14 protein-coding genes are annotated in these 20487 nt (G+C 38.3%); 4 read left to right on the top strand and 10 right to left on the bottom strand.

Annotated elements, in window-relative coordinates:
• Positions 1–57: 57 nt before the first annotated feature.
• The 4 genes from ASC72_RS15780 to ASC72_RS15765 all read left to right on the top strand — a co-directional run bounded on the left by ASC72_RS15780 (position 58) and on the right by ASC72_RS15765 (position 4610).
• A complete protein-coding gene (locus ASC72_RS15780; RefSeq protein WP_056193567.1) occupies positions 58–957 on the top strand; it encodes a toprim domain-containing protein in 900 nt (299 codons plus the stop codon).
• A 129-nt stretch (positions 958–1086) separates the two neighbouring features.
• Positions 1087–3069 (top strand): conjugal transfer protein MobC, encoded by a 1983-nt coding sequence (gene mobC, locus ASC72_RS15775; RefSeq protein WP_056193564.1) that lies wholly within the window; start codon positions 1087–1089, stop codon positions 3067–3069.
• A 54-nt stretch (positions 3070–3123) separates the two neighbouring features.
• Complete coding sequence (locus ASC72_RS15770; protein ID WP_131725832.1) at positions 3124–3522, top strand: plasmid mobilization relaxosome protein MobC; 399 nt, start codon at positions 3124–3126, stop codon at positions 3520–3522.
• A complete protein-coding gene (locus ASC72_RS15765) occupies positions 3507–4610 on the top strand; it encodes a relaxase/mobilization nuclease domain-containing protein (protein WP_056192653.1) in 1104 nt (367 codons plus the stop codon). The genes ASC72_RS15770 and ASC72_RS15765 overlap by 16 nt, the downstream gene beginning before the upstream one ends.
• A 38-nt stretch (positions 4611–4648) precedes the next feature.
• Here the strand turns inward: ASC72_RS15765 and ASC72_RS15760 are convergent, their stop codons facing one another.
• From ASC72_RS15760 to ASC72_RS15715, 10 genes are all read right to left on the bottom strand, one after another.
• Positions 4649–5392 carry a rhamnogalacturonan acetylesterase gene (locus ASC72_RS15760; RefSeq protein WP_056192649.1) on the bottom strand — a complete coding sequence of 248 codons (744 nt, stop codon included), beginning with the start codon at positions 5390–5392 and terminating at the stop codon, positions 4649–4651.
• Positions 5393–5461: 69 nt separating this feature from the next.
• Positions 5462–6811 carry a glycoside hydrolase family 28 protein gene (locus tag ASC72_RS15755; RefSeq protein WP_056193561.1) on the bottom strand — a complete coding sequence of 450 codons (1350 nt, stop codon included), beginning with the start codon at positions 6809–6811 and terminating at the stop codon, positions 5462–5464.
• A 26-nt stretch (positions 6812–6837) separates the two neighbouring features.
• The gene (gene pelA / locus ASC72_RS15750; protein WP_241775723.1) at positions 6838–8904 is read right to left on the bottom strand and encodes a pectate lyase; all 2067 of its coding nucleotides are present in this window, start codon (positions 8902–8904) and stop codon (positions 6838–6840) included.
• Positions 8858–10456: a glycoside hydrolase 43 family protein gene (locus ASC72_RS15745; protein WP_056192646.1), complete on the bottom strand. Its 1599-nt coding sequence runs from the start codon at positions 10454–10456 to the stop codon at positions 8858–8860. The genes pelA and ASC72_RS15745 overlap by 47 nt, the downstream gene beginning before the upstream one ends.
• A gap of 94 nt (positions 10457–10550) precedes the next feature.
• On the bottom strand, positions 10551–11774 hold the full coding sequence (locus tag ASC72_RS15740; protein WP_056192644.1) for a glycoside hydrolase family 105 protein: 1224 nt from the start codon (positions 11772–11774) through the stop codon (positions 10551–10553).
• A gap of 21 nt (positions 11775–11795) precedes the next feature.
• Positions 11796–13022, bottom strand: a complete 1227-nt coding sequence (locus ASC72_RS15735; RefSeq protein ID WP_056192641.1) for a glycoside hydrolase family 105 protein — start codon at positions 13020–13022, stop codon at positions 11796–11798.
• 13 nt (positions 13023–13035) lie between these two features.
• Positions 13036–13971 carry an alpha/beta hydrolase gene (locus tag ASC72_RS15730; RefSeq protein ID WP_056192639.1) on the bottom strand — a complete coding sequence of 312 codons (936 nt, stop codon included), beginning with the start codon at positions 13969–13971 and terminating at the stop codon, positions 13036–13038.
• 97 nt (positions 13972–14068) lie between these two features.
• Positions 14069–15772 (bottom strand): RagB/SusD family nutrient uptake outer membrane protein, encoded by a 1704-nt coding sequence (locus ASC72_RS15725; protein WP_056192636.1) that lies wholly within the window; start codon positions 15770–15772, stop codon positions 14069–14071.
• 13 nt (positions 15773–15785) lie between these two features.
• Entirely contained in the window at positions 15786–18917 is a 3132-nt protein-coding gene (locus ASC72_RS15720) for a SusC/RagA family TonB-linked outer membrane protein (RefSeq protein ID WP_056192634.1), read from the bottom strand.
• A 30-nt stretch (positions 18918–18947) separates the two neighbouring features.
• Complete coding sequence (locus tag ASC72_RS15715; protein WP_056192632.1) at positions 18948–20387, bottom strand: glycoside hydrolase family 28 protein; 1440 nt, start codon at positions 20385–20387, stop codon at positions 18948–18950.
• Positions 20388–20487: the final 100 nt, after the last annotated feature.

Here is a 20487-nt window from a genome sequence, read left to right as displayed (position 1 = left end):
AGAGCTTTTTTAATTTCATGGCTGGAATTGGAAAATGAACCTGATAAAATGCAAGCTATGAATTCCATAAACAAAACCTTATCCATTGAAGAGGCTAAAGCCATAGACATGGTTTACTTCCTGGCCAGCTTAGGGCATGAGCCCTGCAAAATAGTTCGGGATGACCATTGGTATTTCTCTCCCCTTAGGGCGGAAAGGACCGCATCGTTTAAGGTTAACCGCCAGTTAAACAGGTGGTATGATCATGGTATAGGAAAAGGGGGCAGCATCATTGATTTTGGCCTGCTTTATTTTAAGTGCTCTCTTGCCGATTTCCTCAGGCAGCATTGCGGCACTGTCTCGGGGCATGAGCCCCTTTTGCCCTCTTACGATGCTGAGCCAAACTCCCCGGGAATTACCATTATAAAGGAATACCCGCTGCGTTCTGCTTCGCTGTTGCAGTATCTTAAAGAAAGAAAAATCCCTCTTGGGACTGCCTTGGCGTTTTGCAGCGAGGTTCGCTACTCGGTAAATAATCATACCTATTTTGGTATCGGCTTTAAAAATGATCTGGGAGGATTTGAAATTCGCAATCCCTATTTTAAATCCTGCTGCTCTCCCAAGGGCCTCACTACCTACTCGGAGAACAATAAGGAAGTTGCCGTTTTTGAAGGCTTTTTTGATTTTCTCACCTATAAAGCCCTGCAGGGTAGCTGTAGGGTAAAAAAGCAGGATTTTGTGATTTTAAACTCGCTTTCCTTTTTGGAAAAAGCGCGCCCCTTTATGGAAGAGCACCAGCAAATCAGCCTCTATCTGGATCGGGATCAGGCCGGGGAAGAACATACCAGGCGCGCCCTTTGCTGGAGCAATAAATATACCGATCAAAGCGGCCTTTACAAGGGGTATAAGGATCTTAATGAATGGGGAGTGAATTCAGGCAAACTGGAGAGAAAAATGCGCTGCAGGCCAAAACTATAAAGAATCGGTAAAACAACATCCAAAACAAGGCTCCTGTTTTTTTTAAATCATCTGCCAGGCCTTTTGTCTGGCTTCCACCTCAATATTCCCTTCTCAAACAAACAATACTTAAAACTCAAAACCATGGCCATGCAAACCGGAGAAAACGAACAGGCACTGCGCAAAATACTCGATATGACAAGACTTATGAGTTTGCTAGTCTTATTTGCACATTTTTATTATTACTGTTACGCTGTCTTTATGCAGTGGGGCCTTGCAAGTGAGTTTGGCGATACTGTACTGGAGCGCATTAGAAGCACTGGGCTTTTTGCTAATTTTCACCTGTCAAAACTCTTCGCCCTTGCTTTGCTTATCATTTCTCTTTTGGGGGCCAAAGGACGAAAAAATGAAAAACTCCGATATAAAACCGCCTTTGGGTATCTTTTTTTAGGGCTGCTGCTTTTCTTTATCTCCTATTTTGCTCTATTTTTAAATATTGCAGCTTTGTATAAGGTCGTTTTTTATATCATGGTGACCACACTGGGATTCATCCTTTTACTCACAGGTGGCACCCTTTTATCGCGCATTATAAAAAACAGGCTCTCGGGGACCGATATCTTCAATAAAGAAAACGAAACCTTTCCCCAGGAAGAAAGGCTTCTGGAGAATGAATATTCCATTAACCTTCCCGCTGAGTATTATCTCCGCGATAAAGTGCGCAGGAGCTGGATCAACATCATAAATCCATTTCGGGCCCTGATGGTGCTGGGAACTCCCGGCTCGGGCAAATCCTATTTTGTCATACGCCACGTCATAACCCAGCACATCAAGAAAGGTTTTGCCATGTTTATTTATGATTTTAAATACGATGATCTCTCCACCATTGCCTACAATAGCTTTCTGGAGTCAAAAGAATACTACAATATTCCTCCAAAATTCTACAGTATCAATTTCGATGATCTCTCGCGCTCGCACAGGTGCAATCCACTGGTTCCCTCGGCCATGACCGATATTAGCGATTCGGCTGAATCGGCCAGGACTATCCTCCTTGGACTCAACAGGGAATGGATCCGGCGCCAGGGAGACTTTTTTGTGGAATCGCCCATTAATTTTCTAACGGCCATCATTTGGTATCTCAGAAAATACAAAGACGGCCAGTACTGTACCCTTGCCCATGTGATCGAACTTATGCAAACCGATTATGATGATCTTTTTACCCTTCTAAGGACAGAAAAAGAAATAGAGGTGCTTATCAATCCTTTTGTCAACGCCTACCTAAATGATGTCATGGAGCAGCTTGAGGGCCAGATGGCTTCCGCTAAAGTGGCTATGGCCCGTCTTTCCTCACCCCAGCTCTATTATGTTCTCTCTGGCAATGACTTTACCCTGGATATCAATAATCCCCTGGAGCCCAAGATTGTCTGTATGGGGAACAATCCGCAAAAAATACAAAGCTATGGCGCGGTATTATCACTGTATGTAAGCAGGTTACTGAAATTAGTCAATCAAAAAGACAAGCAGAAAAGCAGCCTAATATTTGATGAGTTTCCTACCATTTACCTCAATAACATGGACAGCCTGATCGCTACGGCCAGAAGCAATAAAGTGGCAACCTGCCTTGGCATACAGGATTTTAGCCAGCTTAGAAAGGATTACGGAAGAGAACAGGCCGATGTGATTATGAACATTACAGGAAATATCATAAGCGGACAGGTAACAGGGGATACAGCCAAGCAGCTCTCAGAGCGTTTTGGAAAAATAATGCAGGACCGCGAGAGCCTGTCCATCAACAGCTCTGATGTTTCCATTAACCGGTCCAGGCAACTGGAATCCGCTGTACCACCTTCGAGAATTTCTGCCCTGAGTTCGGGTGAGTTTGTGGGCGTGGTAGCCGATGACCCCAATTGCAAAATCGCCCTGAAAGCATTTCATTGCCAGATTTTAAATGAGCATAAGGTGCTGGATGAGCAAATTCAAAATTATAAGGACATTCCAATTGTCAGGCAAATAACAAATGAGATCGTCCAAGAAAATTATCTTGAAATAAAGCAGGATATTCAGCAGCTCATCCGCACTGAAATAGCCCGGCTTACCCAGGATCCTGACCTGGCTTATCTGGTAATAAGAAAGTGAAGTAAAGAAATTGATGGCATAGCGTATTGAGTAAGATAATTTAAAAGAATGAAAATGAGAACAAAAAACAGCACTTCAAGAAAAAATTATCGTATCGATGTTAGGTTAACCGATGTAGAACATTCGAAAATTGATAACATGTACAAGACAAGCACCTGTCTCACCAAGGCGCAGTATGTGCGAGAGCTTATATTCAACAGGCCTATCAGGATATTTTACAGAAATCAGTCCCTAGATGATCTTATTGAAGAAATTGTAATTCTTAACCGAGAGATCAATATCCTTAAAGAGCACCAATCCAAAACCTTGGAAATACTATATACATATAAAAATAGCAGCGAACTTAACGAATCAATCCAACAAGTCGCGTTAAAGATCATTGGGCTACATAAGAAAATGGATGAAGTTAAAAATCAGATGGAAAAAATTACTGAGAAATGGTTGCAATCATAAATTCAAATACCTCGATACGAAGAACTATTGCCTATAACGAGAACAAAGTTAAAGAAGGTCTGGCCCAATTAATCTTTGCAGGGAATTACCCTGTTGATATGGAGAAAATCAGTCATCAAATGAAACTAAAGCGTTTTGCAAAAAGAACAGAATTGAACCAAAATGCAAAACGTAATACTGTGCATATTTCTTTGAATTTTTCCTCCCTGGAGCATCCAGCTAAAGAAAAGCTCATTGCCATTGCCGCTTTCTATATGGAAAGAATTGGTTTTGCCCAGCAGCCCTATTTAGTATACCAGCACCACGATGCCGGACATGCACATTTGCACATCGTTACCATAAACATCCAAAAGACAGGCAAACGAATTGACCTTCACAAAATACTTGTGCGCAAATCAATACCTGCAACAAGGGAAATCGAAGAGCATTTTGATCTTATAAGGGCAATAAAAACAAAAACAACTAATGTGCTAGATTTATCACCTACTGCCATAGGCAGGATTCAATACGGAAAAATGGCATCAAAAAAATCGATGAGCCAAGTGCTTGATTTTGTGTTAAACCGGTACAATTATACAAATCTTGACGAACTCAATGCTGTTTTAGGGCAGTACAATCTTCTGGCCGACAGGGGAAGTGAAAATTCAAAAACATTCCAATCAGGAGGGCTGTTGTATAAAATATTGAGTCCACAAGGAAAACCCATTGGCATGCCCATCAAAGCCAGCTCACTTGATGGCCAACCTACCTTGAAATTCCTGCAGGCCCAATTTATAATAAATGCAGCTAAAAATACGCATAGCAAAACACAAATAAAAAATAGTATTGAGCGATCCCTGCAAAGACACTCCGGAATATCACAAGACCATTTTCTTAAAATATTACAAAGACAGTCCATAACCGCTATTGTAAAGAAGAGCTCTGCAGGTATTGAGCAGATAACCTATATTGACCATAAGACTAAATGTGTCTTTAGTGATAAAAGCTTAGGGTTTTTATATAATGATGCCATTCAGAAAAACAATGTCTCTTTAGAGGCGTCAGGTAAAAAACGATTAATACGAAAAAATCAGCTGCGTAATCATTAGCCTAAATCCAAAAAGTTATCTGCTCAGGCCAGTTTATTTTATTTAATTGATTTTTTAAGCTTTTCCAATGAAGGATCTTCCAGGGCTTTAAGCTCATTGATAACTATTTGTGCAATTTTTGTAGCTCCAAGCAGCGAGAGATGCGTATCGTCGGCTTTGTCTTTGTCATAATAAGGATTCTCTCCTGCTTTAAAATGCAAATGCAACTCCTTGGATTTTTCTGGCCCATAGGACCTCTCAAGTAGTTCTGTCTGGTACTCTAAATCAATAAAAGGTACTTTATACTCCTGGGCTACTAATCTTGTCTCTAAAGGATAATCACCATGAGTGGGCACCAGTACTCCTTTTTCATTAAAATTTCGTCTGGTGATAGAGGTAAGCAAGATCGGGGTTGCCCCTTTGGCTCTGGTTTCTTTTACAAACCGAATTAAATTATATCTATAAGAGGTATGTGGATTGGTATAACGGGTCGAATCTTCTATTTTCTCATCGTTATGTCCGAATTCTATAAAAACATAATCTCCTTTTCTTAATTTTCTATAAATGGAATCCCAACGTTTCTCATTTATAAAACTCTTTGTACTTCTTCCATTAACCGCCTTGTTTACCACTACAAGATTATCTGTAAAAAAAGGTTGTAGTACTTGCGCCCAGCCATGTTCGGGGTTCTTTTCGGGATCTTTTTTGTTGGCCATGGTAGAATCGCCAATGGTATACAAGGTTGTCTTTTGGGCAAAACAAACTGATGAAATCAAAAAGAGAAGTAAGATATATTTTTTCATTTTTAGATTATTAAAATTTAAACGTGCTACTGTTAGATTTACGGTAAAAGCTTTAAGGCTTAAAAAAAGCTATTTCGCTGCCGATGGGACAGTTGCTCTTTTTCCAATAAAAACATCGGTCATCAGAACATTCTCTGCATTTTCGTTTGAGATGGCGTTTTTAGCAGACTTTATCTCAATGTTATTCAAAGATATGTTTTTGATTTTTTTGTCGGGAAATCCCTGAATCACAATTCCTGATTCCGAGGCCTTATTGCAGGTAATATTTGAAAAATGCACATTTGAAATTTCGGATTGAAATCCCTTGCCTTCTCCATGATAATTGGCTGTCATGTACAGGCAATCCTCTACTTCATCGAGCTCAATATTTCTAACAAAAATATTTTTTATATAGCCCCCGCGATCTGCATTTGTCTTTATATAAATTCCTCGTTTTAAATAGCCAACGGTTTTGCAGTTCTCCACATACACATTTTGAACCCCAGCCGACATCTCGCTTCCGATCACCACTCCGTGGAGCCCTTTAAAATTACAATTCCTAATTACAATATTCTCACTAGGGGTTGACGTGTTTGCTCTTCCTTCATGATCCCTTCCGGCTTTGATGGCCACATTATCATCGCCATTATCAAAAGTTACCTTTTCAATCAATACGTCTTTAGCATATTCAGGATCTATTCCGTCATTATTATAATTTAATGATTTATAACTCACACCGCGCACGGTAATGCTTTGCGATTTGAGTAAATGCAGGCACCAAAAAGGTGAATTTTCGATGCGGACATTTTCAACCAAAACATTCTTGCAATTAAAAAACTGAATCATTTGTGGGCGCAAAAAATAGCCTTCACCAAATTTTCTTTCTTTTAACGGAGTACTATTGTGATTCATCTCGCGGCTTCTGTTTTTGCCAACCTCCTCTTTTGCCTTAAAACTTTTCCAGGTCCTGCCTCCTTCCCCATCAATTACCCCTTCGCCTGTTATGGCGATATTCGAGCAATCATAGGCATAAATTAGCGGACTGTAATTATAGAGCATAGTGCCTTCCCAGCTGGTTAAAACCATAGGCAGATAATCTTGCGGGTTATCGCTGAACTTGATTTTTGCCCCTTTTTCAAGCCTCAGATTTACATTGCTTACAAAATGTATCGGCCCGTTCACCTTATAGATCCCTTTAGGAACCACGATAGTCCCGCCCTTGTTCTTTTTACAGAGCGCCATTGCTTTATCAAAAGCGGCTTTATTATTGGTTACAGAGTCCCCTTTTGCGCCTAATTTTTGTATATTTATCTGGTAGGAAGCAAAAACCGGAAGCTGAATTCTACTCACAATCGAATCGACTTTTGCTGTTGGAAATTCACTGTTCTGCGAAAAAGAAAGGCAAGAAACCAATAAAAAAATAAGACATTTAAAATTCATATTTTTTGTTTTTTTGAGGTCAAAATTTATTTGGAATACCATTTTGCATCTGAATCTTTAAGGATATTTTCTATAGCGTATTTGGCTGCTTCTGATTTTTTTAATTGATGCGACCAGACTACCCTTTTGGAGGGTTGAGAACCTTCACCCTTGCAATTGTATTCGCCATAAAAAGAATTCTTTTCGGCATCAGGCTTGGACCAATTCTCCCAGCCTTCGGGTTTAATCTGTTTTCCCATCTCACAATTTATATAAACGGTTTTGGCATAAATTCTCCATGGTCGTCCTAAATAAACTGCTGTAGCTTCAGGGTTTGCCGTTAATTTGCAATCTTTAAAAACAAATCCAAACGGAGCGCCTTCTGGTGTTGAAGCGGCCGTTATATAGGAGCTTTTGATGCTATGAATAATACAATTTTCAAATAAGGCCGTGGCACTTCCAAAAATAAAATCGGTTGTACCTTCTATATAACAATCCTTGAAGTATTGCTTTGAGTTATTTCCTGAAAGATATAAAGTATCCTGATTGCCTAAGATAATGCAATTAGAAATTTTGGCACGATTGGCCACCACCGAGAGTGCAATTCCCTGCCCGTGATCACCCGATGTGTTTTTAATGGTTAAATTCGAGGCCGAAAAATCATCCCCTTCCACTAAAACCGTATAGGTATAAAAAGTACTGTTTCTCCCTAAATTGATTTTCTTGAAATTATCATCAAAAGCAATGATTGTATTTTCTTTGCTTTCGCCTATGAATGTCAAATGCGTATTCCATTGAGCAATACGCACTTTTTCATTATAAATTCCATTTTTTATATTGATGACAACTCTTTCATAGGGAAAGGCGGGAGCGGCATAAATAGCATCCTGGATTTTGGTGAAATCACCAGAACCATCCTGGGCAACAGTTAAAACGACATTATCGTTTTTTTTTGCAGGAGCCTCTGTTGCAGAAACTTTAACCCCATTTTTGATCGCCCAGGCAGGATATTTCTTTAGAACTTCTTTTGGCGCATCAGAATACCAGGAATAGCCATTTCGTCTTTCAGAACCAATCTGGTCCAGAGATTTTTTTGGGATTCCGTCCCGGTCACAAAAGAAAGGCTCATTGGTCTGTAGATCCATAAATCTGGCCCAAATGGGATCAGCATTCTCTTTTGGAATCATTTTTTTATCAATGATTTTCCCCGCATCGTTTAAAACTCTTTTTTCTTCTAAATTGGTAATTTTTGTTTTCTCAAACCATGTTTTAGCACTTTTTACAGCGGTAATGATCTCGGCTGAAGGTTTTTCAATCGACATTAAAAGAAGTACAATCTTTGCAGATTCAAAGCCACTTAAGGAAGCCAGCTCGAAAGCCCTTGCATTTGCCGGAGCCAGAGTAACCTCATCGTGTTGCGCGCACCAGGCCGTTAAAACGCCATTTTGTTTGTATTGTGTTTTTAAAATGCAGTCTATTCCTTTGTCAAATGCTTTCTTTGTTTTTTCAATTATTTCTTTGGAAGGCTTTATGCTGTAATAATCTGTTCCTTCACTGATTTCTTTCAATATAGTTAAGATGTTTACCATCGAATTATCATTGTAGGTAATATGGGTGTAATACCCTTTTTTCAAAGGATAAAACTGTGGCCAGCCACCATTGGCGTATTGCGCCTCCAATAAATAATTGAGGCCTTTTAAAAAAGATTCCCTGTATCGCTCGTCTTTAACCTGGGCATACATCCTGGACATAAAAAGCATTTCCTGACTCGTTGCCCCGTTATCGGTTGTAATATCATGCTCGTCACTTTTAAGTGCAATAAGCTTTTGCTTTTCTGCTTCCCTTAGCGGATTTTGCATTTGGATATTCTTGGGCCACCCTCCAATATTTCTTTGGTACAAAAGCACATTCTCTGCAATCGCTTTCGCCTCCGGGGTACCAAACCAGGCCGCATCATTCTTGCGAATAATATCGGGCCAGTTTTTATAGGTGCTTTGAGCATGCAAGCCCAAACTTGCCGCTACGAAAAGAAATAATATTATTTTTCTAAATTGAATCATTTTCTTCTTATTTAGTAATTCTAAACCAATCCACTGCCACATTTCCAGAGTCATTTGTAACTTTTTCGCTCAGGGCAAAAAGGCCTACTTTAGCGCCAATCCATTTTCCTTCTTTCGCCGTAAAATCAGTTCCAATTGGCAGGTATTTTTTATCATCCAAACTGTAATAAAAACTGCAGATCCCTCCTTTTTTCACCTGGACTCTAAGATAAATAGTATTTCCTGAAATTAAAACCGGAGTGGTTTGTGTTTCAGAAATTTTCTTGTCAAAGCTTCCTGTTTTCTGGTTTAGATATAATTTCCCGTTTTCATTTCGAAGACACAAATAACTATAGTCCAGTCCCATGATCAGAAGTCCTGTTGTCTCTGCGTTTAATCTGGTATTAAAAGTTAATTTGGTTGTCGTTGTAAACTCCTGGGCAGGGAATTTTTGCAACAATAAATTCGGCGCTTCAAAGATTTTGTTACTCTCTTTCACTGTTGGTAAACAAAACAAATTCAGGTATCCTAAACTTGTGGGAAATCCCCATTGCACCTGAGCATTTGCCTGCCATTGCCATTGCAATCCCAACTTTGGTTCATTAAACTCATCTGATTCTGCGGGAGTTTCGATTGGATATCTCCCCCCTACATTTGGTTTTTTGAAAGTCGTTACCGGCTCTCCAATTCCGTTTTTATCAAAATCCTGACCCATCAAAGGCCAGTCTTTTTCCCATTTCATTGGCTGAAGGTGAACAATTCGTCCGTATGCCCCCTTATCCTGAAAATGGATAAACCAATCCTCGCCTGTTTGGGTTTGTACCCATGCTCCCTGATGCGGGCCGTTTATCGAAGTTTTTCCCTGTTCTAAAACTTTCTTTTTCTCATATGGTCCAAAAACATTTTTAGATCTTAAAACCGTTTGCCAGCCAGTAGAGACTCCTCCGGCCGGGGCAAAAATATAATAGTAACCATTTCGTTTATAAAACTTAGGCCCTTCAATTGTACCTTCACTCTGATGACCATCAATTACCATTACTTCATCATTATTGGCCAGAGTTCCTTCAGCATTCATCGTGCAAACCGTAATTAAACTTTTAATTTTGGCACGGCTTCCCGCGTAGGCATGAACCAGATAAACTTTCCCGTCATCATCCCATAGGGGGCTAGGGTCAATCAGTCCCGAGCCGCCTTTTACTAAAACCGGTTCTGACCAAGGCCCTTCCGCTTTTTTGGCTTTAATCATATAAATTCCAAAATCAGGATCCGGATAATAAATATAAAATTCATTATTGTGAAAAGTGATGCTTGGCGCCCAGACTCCATTACCATGCTGCACTTTATCAAAAGTTTCTGTTGGTATTTGCTTGGTCAGCGCATATCCGATAATTCTCCAGTTTACCAAATCTTTCGAATGTAAAATCGGCAGGCCCGGAATACAGTTAAAAGAAGAAGCTGTCATATAAAAATCATCGCCCACCCTAACGGCATCGGGATCTGAATAATCAGCATGAATTATTGGATTGGTATAGGTTCCGTCTCCATTATCAGGCACCCAAACCTGGGCAAAATTCTTCTGCAACCAAAAAACTGAGACAAGAAGGATAGCTATTTTTATCTTTTTCATTTTCACTACAAGATCTACAACGATTGACTTTTCTTTACGGAATTTCCTCCTTCATCGAAATGACAAACTGTATGGTTAATTCTTTATTATCTAATTATCTGTTCAATTCTAAAGCTGCCAAAATAAAAGGGCCAGTCGCTTTAGGGTCGTTATCTTTTTTTCTTTCGTTTATGTAATACTCATATGAGCCATCTCTGTAAGGAGTTCCACCCAGACCCGCAACCTGGCAGCAGTTTGTGAGTGTGATACCCCCATCCTGATCGACCTTTTTGATTAAAACTTTAGTCAAACCATCAAAAGCCCTATTGGCCAGTTTTTTATATTTTGCAGACAAATACCCTTTGTTTGCTCCTTTTGCAAATGCATAAGCAAACATTGACGATCCAGATGCTTCTAAGTAATTTCCTTTTTCTGAGCCTTTATCTGTTACCTGGTACCATAAACCAGATTTGTCCTGGTATTTGGCTAAAGCTGCGCAGGCATTGTTTAAATACTTTACCAGTTCTTTTTGTTTTGGATGCTCTTTGGGCATATAATCCAATACATCAACCAAGGCCATTACATACCATCCTAAGGCTCTTGACCAAAAGTTTGGTGAGTTTCCGGTTTGCTTATTCGCCCAGGGCATTTGTTTGCTTTCATCCCAGGCATGGTATAATAATCCTGTTTTGGGATCTGTTGCATGCAATTGGATCAACTCAAATTGCTTTGCGATATCATCAAAGCTTTTTCCATTTTCAAAAGTAGCCGTGTATTGCGCGTAAAATGGTTCTCCCATATACAACCCATCGAGCCACATTTGGTTTGGATAGATTTGCTTGTGCCAAAACCCACCGCTTGCCGTTCTTGGCTGCTCGGATAATTGCTTGCGCACTAATTGCATTGCCTTTAAATATTTTTCTTCTTTGGAAGTTTGATAAACATCAAAAAGCAGGCGTCCGGGTACAACCAAATCGATATTGTATTTGTCAAACTCATAGGTTTTAATAGAGCCGTCACCTTCTACAAATTGGTCTACATAACTACGCACATAAGCATTGTATCTCGGATCTGGATTTTTCTTGTATAATTCTTCGAATGAATGTAAAACTAAAGCATGTACATAATCCCATTTCGGTTTTTTAGAATCATCTATCATGTAACTCTCAGGATGACGTTTCATCAAAGTTAACGCCATTTTATCAGACCATTTCAGGTCTTTGGAAATTACGATATCTTTACTTGCTGGCTCTTGCGAAATTACTTTACAGCCGGTAAAAGCCATAACACAAACCAATAAAGCCGATACAAAATAACCTTGTTTTCTCTTGTTCTTCATTTTAAATATATTTAAATTCTACTACTTTTCTACTTCTAATGCGGCCAAAATAAAAGGCCCCAGCCCGTGGGAATTATCCACTTTTATTTTTTCGTTTATATAATACTCATAGGAGCCATCACGATACGGGTTACCACCCAGGCCCGCGCTTGCGCAAACTTGGGTAATATGTATCTCGCCATCCGCATCAACGGTAACCAACTTCCTTGTAATGCCGTTAAAACCTTTTATGGCAAGCTCTTTATATTCTTTGGGCAAATATCCTTTGTTTGCTCCTTTTGCAAAAGCATAAACAAACATTTCAGAGCCCGAAGCTTCCAGGTAATTACCTTCTTTTGAACCCGAGTCTGTAACCTGATACCATAATCCTGACGGATCCTGGTATTTTGCAACAGCGACTGAAATTTCATTTAAAAACTGAATCAATTCTTTTCTCTTGGGATGCTCTTTTGGCATATAATCCAATACATCAACCAAGGCCATTACATACCAGCCAATGGAGCGCGACCAAAAATTGGGTGAAGTTCCTGTTTCTTTATTGGCCCATGGCATTTGTTTGCTTTCATCCCAGGCATGAAATAATAGGCCCGTCTTCTTGTCGATAGTATGCAAATGAATCTGCTCAAATTGTTTTGCGATATCATCGAAATCCTTCCCTCCATCAAACTCTAAAGTGTAACGGGCATAGAATGGTGTTCCCATGTACAAGCCATCGAGCCACATTTGGTAGGGATAGATTTTTTTATGCCAAAACCCACCAGAATTTGTTCTTGGATGCGTTTGCAACTGTTTTCTTAAGGTTTTTAAGGCCACCAGATAACGCTCGTCTTTTGTTCTTTTATACAGATCAAAAAGCATTTTTCCGGCATTGATATTATCAATATTGTAATCTTCAAGCTTATAATTTAGAATTTCGCCTGAAGTATTTATAACGGTCTGGCCATACTCTTTAATGTAATCACCATAAAGCGGATTGTTTGTTTTTTGATACAATTTCTCAAAAGAAGTCATTACCAAGCCCAGTTTGTAATCCCACTTCGGCTTTTCATTGTTATCGATCTGCCAGGCCTGAGCATCGCGTTTGAGGATAGAAAGCGCCATTCGCTCTGACCATTTTAAATCTTTGGAAATAACAACCGCTTTTTTTTCAGGTTGCTGACCGATAACTTTAAAACAAAAGAATAACATCAAACAAATCGACATTACTGATCTGGAAAATAAGCTTGTTATTGTGATTTTTGTTTTCATTTTGGCAGGCGAATTATTTAAAAACTTTATCTAAAAATTGTGTGGTATAAGCAACTGTCTCGGTAAACCAGGGCTCGAAAAACCAAAAAGAATGAGGGGAATTCTCAATTGTTTTTACTTCACTATAAATTTTGTACTCATTTAAAATGACAATCATATCATCTCTTCCGGCATGAAACCTCTCAAAACTGCTGTTTATAAAAAGTATAGCAGGCGTGCTTTTACCTGTATGATTTAAAGGCGAAGCATTCTTCCAGTTTTCAGGCTTTTCTGCGTACGTTCCACCAAGCCAAAATGAAGCCATATCGCCTTCTGAAGATTCAGGATGTTTAAATGCCAATACGCCATCCACATCAATAATTGCCTGTATTTTTGAAGAAGATTTGCTTTTAAAGGATTGATCTTCAAAATCCAAAATTTCGTTTGTTGTACCAATTAAAGCTGCCATTTGTCCTCCTGAAGAGCAACCTAAAACGGCAATTTTATCTGGATCTACATTGAATTTTTCGGCATTATCTTTTATAAATTTTATTGCATTTTTTACATCATAAATCCCCCCAGGATATTTTGCCTCTAATGATAATCTGTATTCAATTGCAAAACAAGAGTAGCCTTTGGAGGCAATTGCTCTGGCCATGTCCTGCATTTGGTTTTTATTTCCTGATCTCCAGCCACCACCGTGAATCATGACAAGGGCAGGGTTCTTTTTTTGTTTCGTATTGAGAAAAGCATCCAAATGCAATGCCCTGTCTTTATCTTGCTGATAAATAACCTCTTTAATTTCAGCAACTTCAGTATTATTTTGCTCTTTAGGAAGGCTTATAAAAGGATATTTTTTGATGAGTTTATTGTAAGTGCTTTTTATGGTATAAGAAGTATCGATACTATAATTGCTCTGGGCAAGAATAGCATTGGAGACTAACAACATTATAAAAAGTATCTTTTTCATCTTAAAAAAAAATTTAGTTAAGAGAGGAGTTTGAACAATTTGCCAAACTCCTTCTTAACTTCTTCAAAAAACAATCTCTCAAGAAATTACCCAATTACTAATAACCAGGATTCTGAGGAAAATCTTTATTTTGATTTAAATCTAAAGCTAATTGCGGGATTGGTCTTAATATTTTAAGTTTTCCATCTACTCCAACAAAATTAGCCGCTTTTATTTTATAATTGTAAGCAGAAGCCCTTGCAACTAGTGTACCTGTACGTTTCAAATCAAACCAACGGTGATACTCGCCTAATAATTCTCTACCTCTTTCATCTAAAATATAATCAATATTAAACTCGGCAGCAGTAGCATTTGCCACGCCAGCTCTTCTTCTCACCTCATTTAAACGCGCTAAACCGGTTCCTGGCTGACCCGCTTTTAAATAAGCTTCAGCAGCTACCAAATACGTTTCTCCAAGTCTGGCTACAATAATATCTCTTGTACTTACAGGACCTGTACTGATAGGAGTTGTTATGGTTGGATCATCAAATTTCTTAACAGGGATAGTGTAACAATCATTACTAGAGAATGGATCTGTGCTAACAGTATGTTCAGCCGAATATTGTCCCCAGGGATGGTATACAAAAGAAGCCGATTTTCTTGCTGCATTTGCCGTATTCCAAGCCAATTTATCTGCCGCTGTAAACCATTTTGGCTCATAAAAGTGTTTTACTTTTACATTAGCTGGATTGGCAGCACGTCCAGTATAATACGGAAAATAAAGCGTGGTTACAGCTTTTCCATTAGTGGTGACTGTTTCTTCCAAAATCTCAGTCATGAAGGTAGCTTCCCATCTTTTATCTCCTTTTTCATATAATCCTAATGCATACCCGGTTGGACATAAATTATAGCTTCTTAATGGAGCACCAGTTTCAGAACCCCCCAAATAAGAACTAAAATAATAAAATTGATTGTTTCCTAATTTTGTAGGATCTGTACTTGTCGAGGCTTTATCATACTGAACAGAAAAAATAGTTTCAGCATTTAAATCATTATTAGTTGTCGCTGTAGCAGCAAATAATTGATCAAAAGGAATATTTAATGGTTGTCCTGCAATAGCAGCATCAGCGTAGGTGGCCGCAGTGGCAAAATCAGTAGGAGCCGCAAAAGTTTCATATCCCCTTGTAAGGTACACTTTAGCCAATAAATCCTGAACGGCTCTTTTATTGACTTTTCCTGTAGTAGCATAAGCGCCTGTACCTACAGTGGCTAATGATTCCTCTAAATCTGTAATAATCTGCTTATATACTTCCTCAGCAGTATTTCTTTTAAAACTTAAAACCGGCGCGGTAATATTATCCAAAATAATAGGCACCCCCCCGTAGGTTTGAACCAATAGAAAATAAGCATTGGCTCTCAGAAATTTAGCTTCTCCTACAAGCATATTTAAATTTGAAGTTTGTTCTGTGATGGTGGAATAATAAAGGGTTTTATTCACAGACTGAATTTGCTGATAACAGGAATTATATAAATCCTCTACATTTACTGCAGATGGTATTAGTAAAGTATATTGACTTAATCCCGCTGGTTCGGGAGTTCTTCCCTCAGCATACATGTCTGTTCCCGAACAAAACAACCATGGATTGCCCCCATATATACCTTTAAGCCTGGCATAATCTGAATTTACCAATAATTGAAATCCTGTTGCTGTTTTATAAGTTGCATCTGCAGGCACATTTGATAAACTTTCCTCTTCAATAAAATCACTACATGAATAAAATGTAGAAACTAGTATTCCTAAAACTAATATTATTTTTTTCATTTTATTTCTTTAATTAAAATTTAACACTTAATCCCATTTGGGTGGTAACAGAAGCCGGACGGTTAACACCAAAAGCTGAACCTGCCCACTCTGGATCATATCCATCAAAATCTGTAAATACAAATGGATCTAAAACATTTACGTAAAGTCTAAGGCTACTCAATTTTAATTTTTTAAGTAACTCCGAATTGAAGGTATATCCAAGAGATATATTTTTGATTTTCACATAAGAAACTTCTCTGTAATAACCAAAATTAGAAGTCCAGAAAGCTCCGGCGCCCGTAGCTACAGGACCAGGTCTTGGATTTGTTTCACTAGCATTAGCCTCAATACCAGCTCCATTTGTTGGAATAAAGAAATCCATTGCAATTTTTTGACGGCCTCTATCACTGACATCAGCAAAATTTTGATGGAAACTACTCAGTACCGTTTGTCCCTGACTGCTAAGAACTGAAAAATTAAAATCAAATTGGCCAACTGTTAATTTAGAGTAAACACTTCCTTGCCACTCTGGGTTTGGGTTACCAATTACCGTTCTGTCATCTGCATTAAATTTACCATCACCATTTAGATCTTTTGGTCTTGCCTGTCCAGGAGCCATTCCGTATGAAGCTGCTGCTGCTGCCTCACTTTCCTGCCAAACACCATCATATACATAATTATAATTTGGATTTAGAGGAGAGCCCAAAATCAATTTATTACCAATATCACTTACTTTGTCCTGATTGTAGATAGATTCTAACTCATTTACGTTTTTTGTAAAGGTAAAAGTAGTTTCCCAATTTACATTCTTAGACTTAATGTTTTTAGTGGTTAACAAAACCTCGATTCCTTTGTTACTTACAGAACCCACATTGGCAAAAGTATTTTTCCAACCTGTTTCATAAGGTAATTGTTGCCTGTAAATCAAGTCATCTGATAACCTGTCATACACATCAACACTACCGCTAATTCTGTTTTTCAGAAAACCAAAGTCAACACCCAGGTTGATCTCTCTTGTTTTTTCCCAAGTTAAATTCTCATTTGCCAATGTTTCAGACTGCCATCCCGGAACTACCGAAGTGCCATTGGCATAAAAAGTTTGTTGATTCAATAATGCCTGAGATGTATAAGGTGCAACGTTATCGTTACCCGTATATCCTAAACTCGCTCTTAATTTCAAATCAGAAACTACACTGCTATTTTCTAAAAATGATTCTTTGCTTATTTTCCATCCTAAAGCCACTGAAGGGAAATTTTGCCATTTATTTTCTTTTGACAATACTGATGAACCGTCCCATCTGTTTGACGCAGTAAACAAATATTTATCTTTAAAAGTATAGTTCAGACGTACTGCATAAGAACTCAACGTGTTTTTTGCGTATCCTGAAGATACAAGATAACTGGTCTGAACACCTGAACCTAAATTTTCTGACCCAACATTAAAAGGCTGATTATTAGAATAGGCATAAGAATTCTCATCTACATTTGAGTAGGAACTCTGCAATAGCAATAAACTAAAATCATGTACATTATTAAAAGTGTGCTTCAAGTCAACCTGGTTATCCCAGGTATAATTGAAGTTATTGTAATTTTTGATAGATGCAGAGTTTTTGTTTACTAAAGTAACCCCGGCATTTGTCTCTGCTGTATTTGAGACATCTGTTTGTGTATCCTGAATACCCGCTGCAAAAGTGGTTTTAAAAGTCAACCATTTTAAAGGTTGGTATTGAAAATAAACATTTCCAACAGTCTGCCATGTTTTCTCTGTTTGCAATGAATTGGCAATTTCCATCAATGGATTAACATTACTGGTTTTATTGATAGCAAAAGAACCATTTGGATAGGTTAATTTACCCGGTAAGAAAAAAGTAGTTCCCACTAATTCATTTCCTGCGGCATCTACAGCCCATGGAGACATAAGCGGGCTTAATCTAAAAGCGTCCTGCATAGCCAAATCACTACCTAATTCGGTATCAATACGTGCAATAGTTACATTGGCACCTGTAGAGAATTTGTCATTGATTTTATGATTTAAACCTAATTTAAAGGAGTATTTATCTGTTGAATCATGATCAACCAAACCATCATCTCCCTGGATACCAAAACCTAAGTTATAAGACAAACCTGAATCTGAACGGCCTGAAATATTTAGATAATTATTTTGGGTCATCCCTGGCTTTAAAACAGCGTTTGCCCAATCAAAATTATAACCGTTATTTGCCCTTGTAACTAGCAACGGACTTTGATTTCCGGCTAGTGCAGCCAGTTGCGCAGGCGTTTGCGTTAAAGGAGTCGCAGTCATATAGGCCACCTGATGAAATTTCCACCACTCTGCACCTGTCATCATATCGGGCAATCTTGTAGCGGTTTTTGTACCATAGGAACTATCAAAAGTAACACTAACACCCGCTTTGGCACTTGTACCGCTTTTTGTGGTAACAATAATAACTCCATTAGACCCTCTTGAACCATAAATAGCAGCTGAAGAAGCATCTTTCAAGACATCCATTCTGGCAATATCCTGTGGATTTAAAAAGTCAATCCCATCCATGGGTACACCATCGACAACATATAGAGGTGTTGAGCCAACAACAGTTGAATTGCCAGAATCTGTTACTAATGAATTATTTCCTCTAATTACCACTTTAAATCCATCACCGGCACGCCCTGAACTAGATGAAATCTGAACCCCAGGTGTACTTCCCTGAATCGCTTCTAATGGATTAATTGTATTTCTTTCTGTAATTGTTGCAGCACTGATGGTGCTAACGGACCCTGTAAGATCCGTTTTTTTCACTGTACCATATCCTACAACAACAACTTCATTCAGTGCATTTGATTGCTCTGCAAGACTGACATTTACTTTGGATTTTCCAGCTACGCTAACTTCTTGGGTCTGAAAGCCTAAATATGAAATTACTAAGATGGCTTTAGTGCTTGATACATTTAATTTAAAACTTCCCTCAAAGTCTGTTGAAGTTCCGTTTTTTGTTCCTTTTTCAAGAATGTTCACCCCCGGCAAAGATAATCCGGTAGCATCTGTAATTTTTCCTTCCACTACGCTGGATTGCGCATTTATTGCATTACTGCAAAGGAGGTTTAAGAAAAATAAAAATACAAGATTGTATTTTATTTTTTTCTTTAAGAATGTTTTAATTTTCATAAGTATGGTTATTGGTTAAAGTGATAATTATTAATTTTTAATTGGTTCTACTTTTTTTTCATTGATATAAGTGTTGATAAAATTTATGTTTTTTACATTTTTCAATTTATAAAGGGAATCTACTTTGTGAATTACCACATTCTTAAGTGTGATATTCTCCACGGGAGATTCCTTATAGCCTTCAGCCCAAACGCTATATTTTCCACCGTTTTTTACATTTATATTCTCCAGATTTATATTTCTGATTACCGGGATAAAATTCCCTGTTTGCGAGCCGTATACATTATAGAACATGTTTAATTTTAAAACACATTCCTTAACTGTTCCCACCTCAAGGTTTCGAACAAATACATCCTCTATAACCCCACCTCTTTTTGAATTGGTTTTAATACGAATGACCCTGTCCAGATTTGGGCTGTCCATTACACAATTCTCGACAAATACGTTGTTTACTCCGGCCGAAATTTCACTGCCAATTACAACACCTCCGTGCCCGTCAATCATTTTACAATTCTGAACAATGATATTTTTACTCGGTATGGCCACTCTTCTGCCGTCAGCATCTCTTCCTGCTTTAATGGCAATACAGTCATCACCGGTATTAAAAGTGCAATTTTTGATAATGATGTTTTGAGAATATTCAGGATCACAACCGTCGTTATTGGGACCATGACTATTTATGGTAACCCCGTCAATAATAATGTTATTCGATTTTAAAGGGTGCAGTATCCAAAATGGGGCATTTATTACAGTTATATCCTGGACAAGGATGGTATTGCACTGGAAGAATTCAATAAAATTCGGGCGCAGATAGCGTCCATCACCAAAAACTCTTTCTGAAACCGGCACTCCTTTTTCGGCCATATCCACCAAAACTTCTCTGTTTGCCGGATCGTTTTGAGAGGGAATTCCTTTTTGCCAACCGTAACTTTTTCCTCCTGACCAAACCCACCAGTTGGTGCTATTGGCCTGACCGTTTAGGGTTCCTTTTCCCGTTATGGCTACATTGGTTTTATTCTTGGCATATATAAGAGGCGAATAATTCATTACTTCGGTTCCTTCCCAGGAGGTATGAACAATTGGATAATCTTTTGGATTGATACTGAAAAGGATTTCAGCTTTATCTTCTAAATGTAGATTTACATTGCTTTGTAGATGAATGGCACCGGTAAGATATTTTCCATTTGGCACAATTACTTTTCCACCTCCATTTTCAGCGCATGCTTTAATTGCTTTTTCAAAAGCAGCGGTATTCATTGTTTTTCCATCGGCTACAGCCCCAAAATCATTTATGTTGTACTGCTTATTCAAAAAGTGAGCCTCAGGAATACTTTTTAGGATTAAATCCATTTTTTTCCATGGACTGGTCTGGGAAACTGCAGAAACTTGCTTGCCACAAGATAAAATCAGTGTAGCTGCAACGCTAAAAAGCACAATTGATTTTAACCTTAAAGCCTTGTATGTAATCATTTGCGTTGGGTTTAGTGTTTTTTGAAGTAAAATGCAACAAATATGTAATCGATTACACGAAAATAGAAAAATACATTGGATGCACCAAATTAATTTAGAA

This window comes from Flavobacterium sp. Root420, assembly GCF_001427905.1.
Taxonomy (GTDB): Bacteria; Bacteroidota; Bacteroidia; order Flavobacteriales; family Flavobacteriaceae; genus Flavobacterium.
The sequence above is the reverse complement of the archived record's forward strand: the minus strand, read 5'-3'. Positions and strand labels throughout refer to the sequence as shown.

Bases quoted from the DNA above. Each gene is read 5' to 3' on its own strand.
- ASC72_RS15765 (WP_056192653.1), top strand. From the start codon at position 3,507: ATGGTTGCAATCATAAATTCAAATACCTCGATACGAAGAACTATTGCC.
- ASC72_RS15735 (WP_056192641.1), bottom strand. From the start codon at position 13,022: ATGAAAACAAAAATCACAATAACAAGCTTATTTTCCAGATCAGTAATG.
- mobC (WP_056193564.1), top strand. From the start codon at position 1,087: ATGCAAACCGGAGAAAACGAACAGGCACTGCGCAAAATACTCGATATG.
- ASC72_RS15715 (WP_056192632.1), bottom strand. From the start codon at position 20,387: ATGATTACATACAAGGCTTTAAGGTTAAAATCAATTGTGCTTTTTAGC.
- ASC72_RS15745 (WP_056192646.1), bottom strand. From the start codon at position 10,456: ATGAAAAAGATAAAAATAGCTATCCTTCTTGTCTCAGTTTTTTGGTTG.
- ASC72_RS15725 (WP_056192636.1), bottom strand. From the start codon at position 15,772: ATGAAAAAAATAATATTAGTTTTAGGAATACTAGTTTCTACATTTTAT.
- ASC72_RS15755 (WP_056193561.1), bottom strand. From the start codon at position 6,811: ATGAATTTTAAATGTCTTATTTTTTTATTGGTTTCTTGCCTTTCTTTT.
- ASC72_RS15780 (WP_056193567.1), top strand. From the start codon at position 58: ATGAATTCCATAAACAAAACCTTATCCATTGAAGAGGCTAAAGCCATA.
- ASC72_RS15730 (WP_056192639.1), bottom strand. From the start codon at position 13,971: ATGAAAAAGATACTTTTTATAATGTTGTTAGTCTCCAATGCTATTCTT.
- pelA (WP_241775723.1), bottom strand. From the start codon at position 8,904: ATGACTCTGGAAATGTGGCAGTGGATTGGTTTAGAATTACTAAATAAG.
- ASC72_RS15760 (WP_056192649.1), bottom strand. From the start codon at position 5,392: ATGAAAAAATATATCTTACTTCTCTTTTTGATTTCATCAGTTTGTTTT.
- ASC72_RS15740 (WP_056192644.1), bottom strand. From the start codon at position 11,774: ATGAAGAACAAGAGAAAACAAGGTTATTTTGTATCGGCTTTATTGGTT.
- ASC72_RS15720 (WP_056192634.1), bottom strand. From the start codon at position 18,917: ATGAAAATTAAAACATTCTTAAAGAAAAAAATAAAATACAATCTTGTA.
- ASC72_RS15770 (WP_131725832.1), top strand. From the start codon at position 3,124: ATGAGAACAAAAAACAGCACTTCAAGAAAAAATTATCGTATCGATGTT.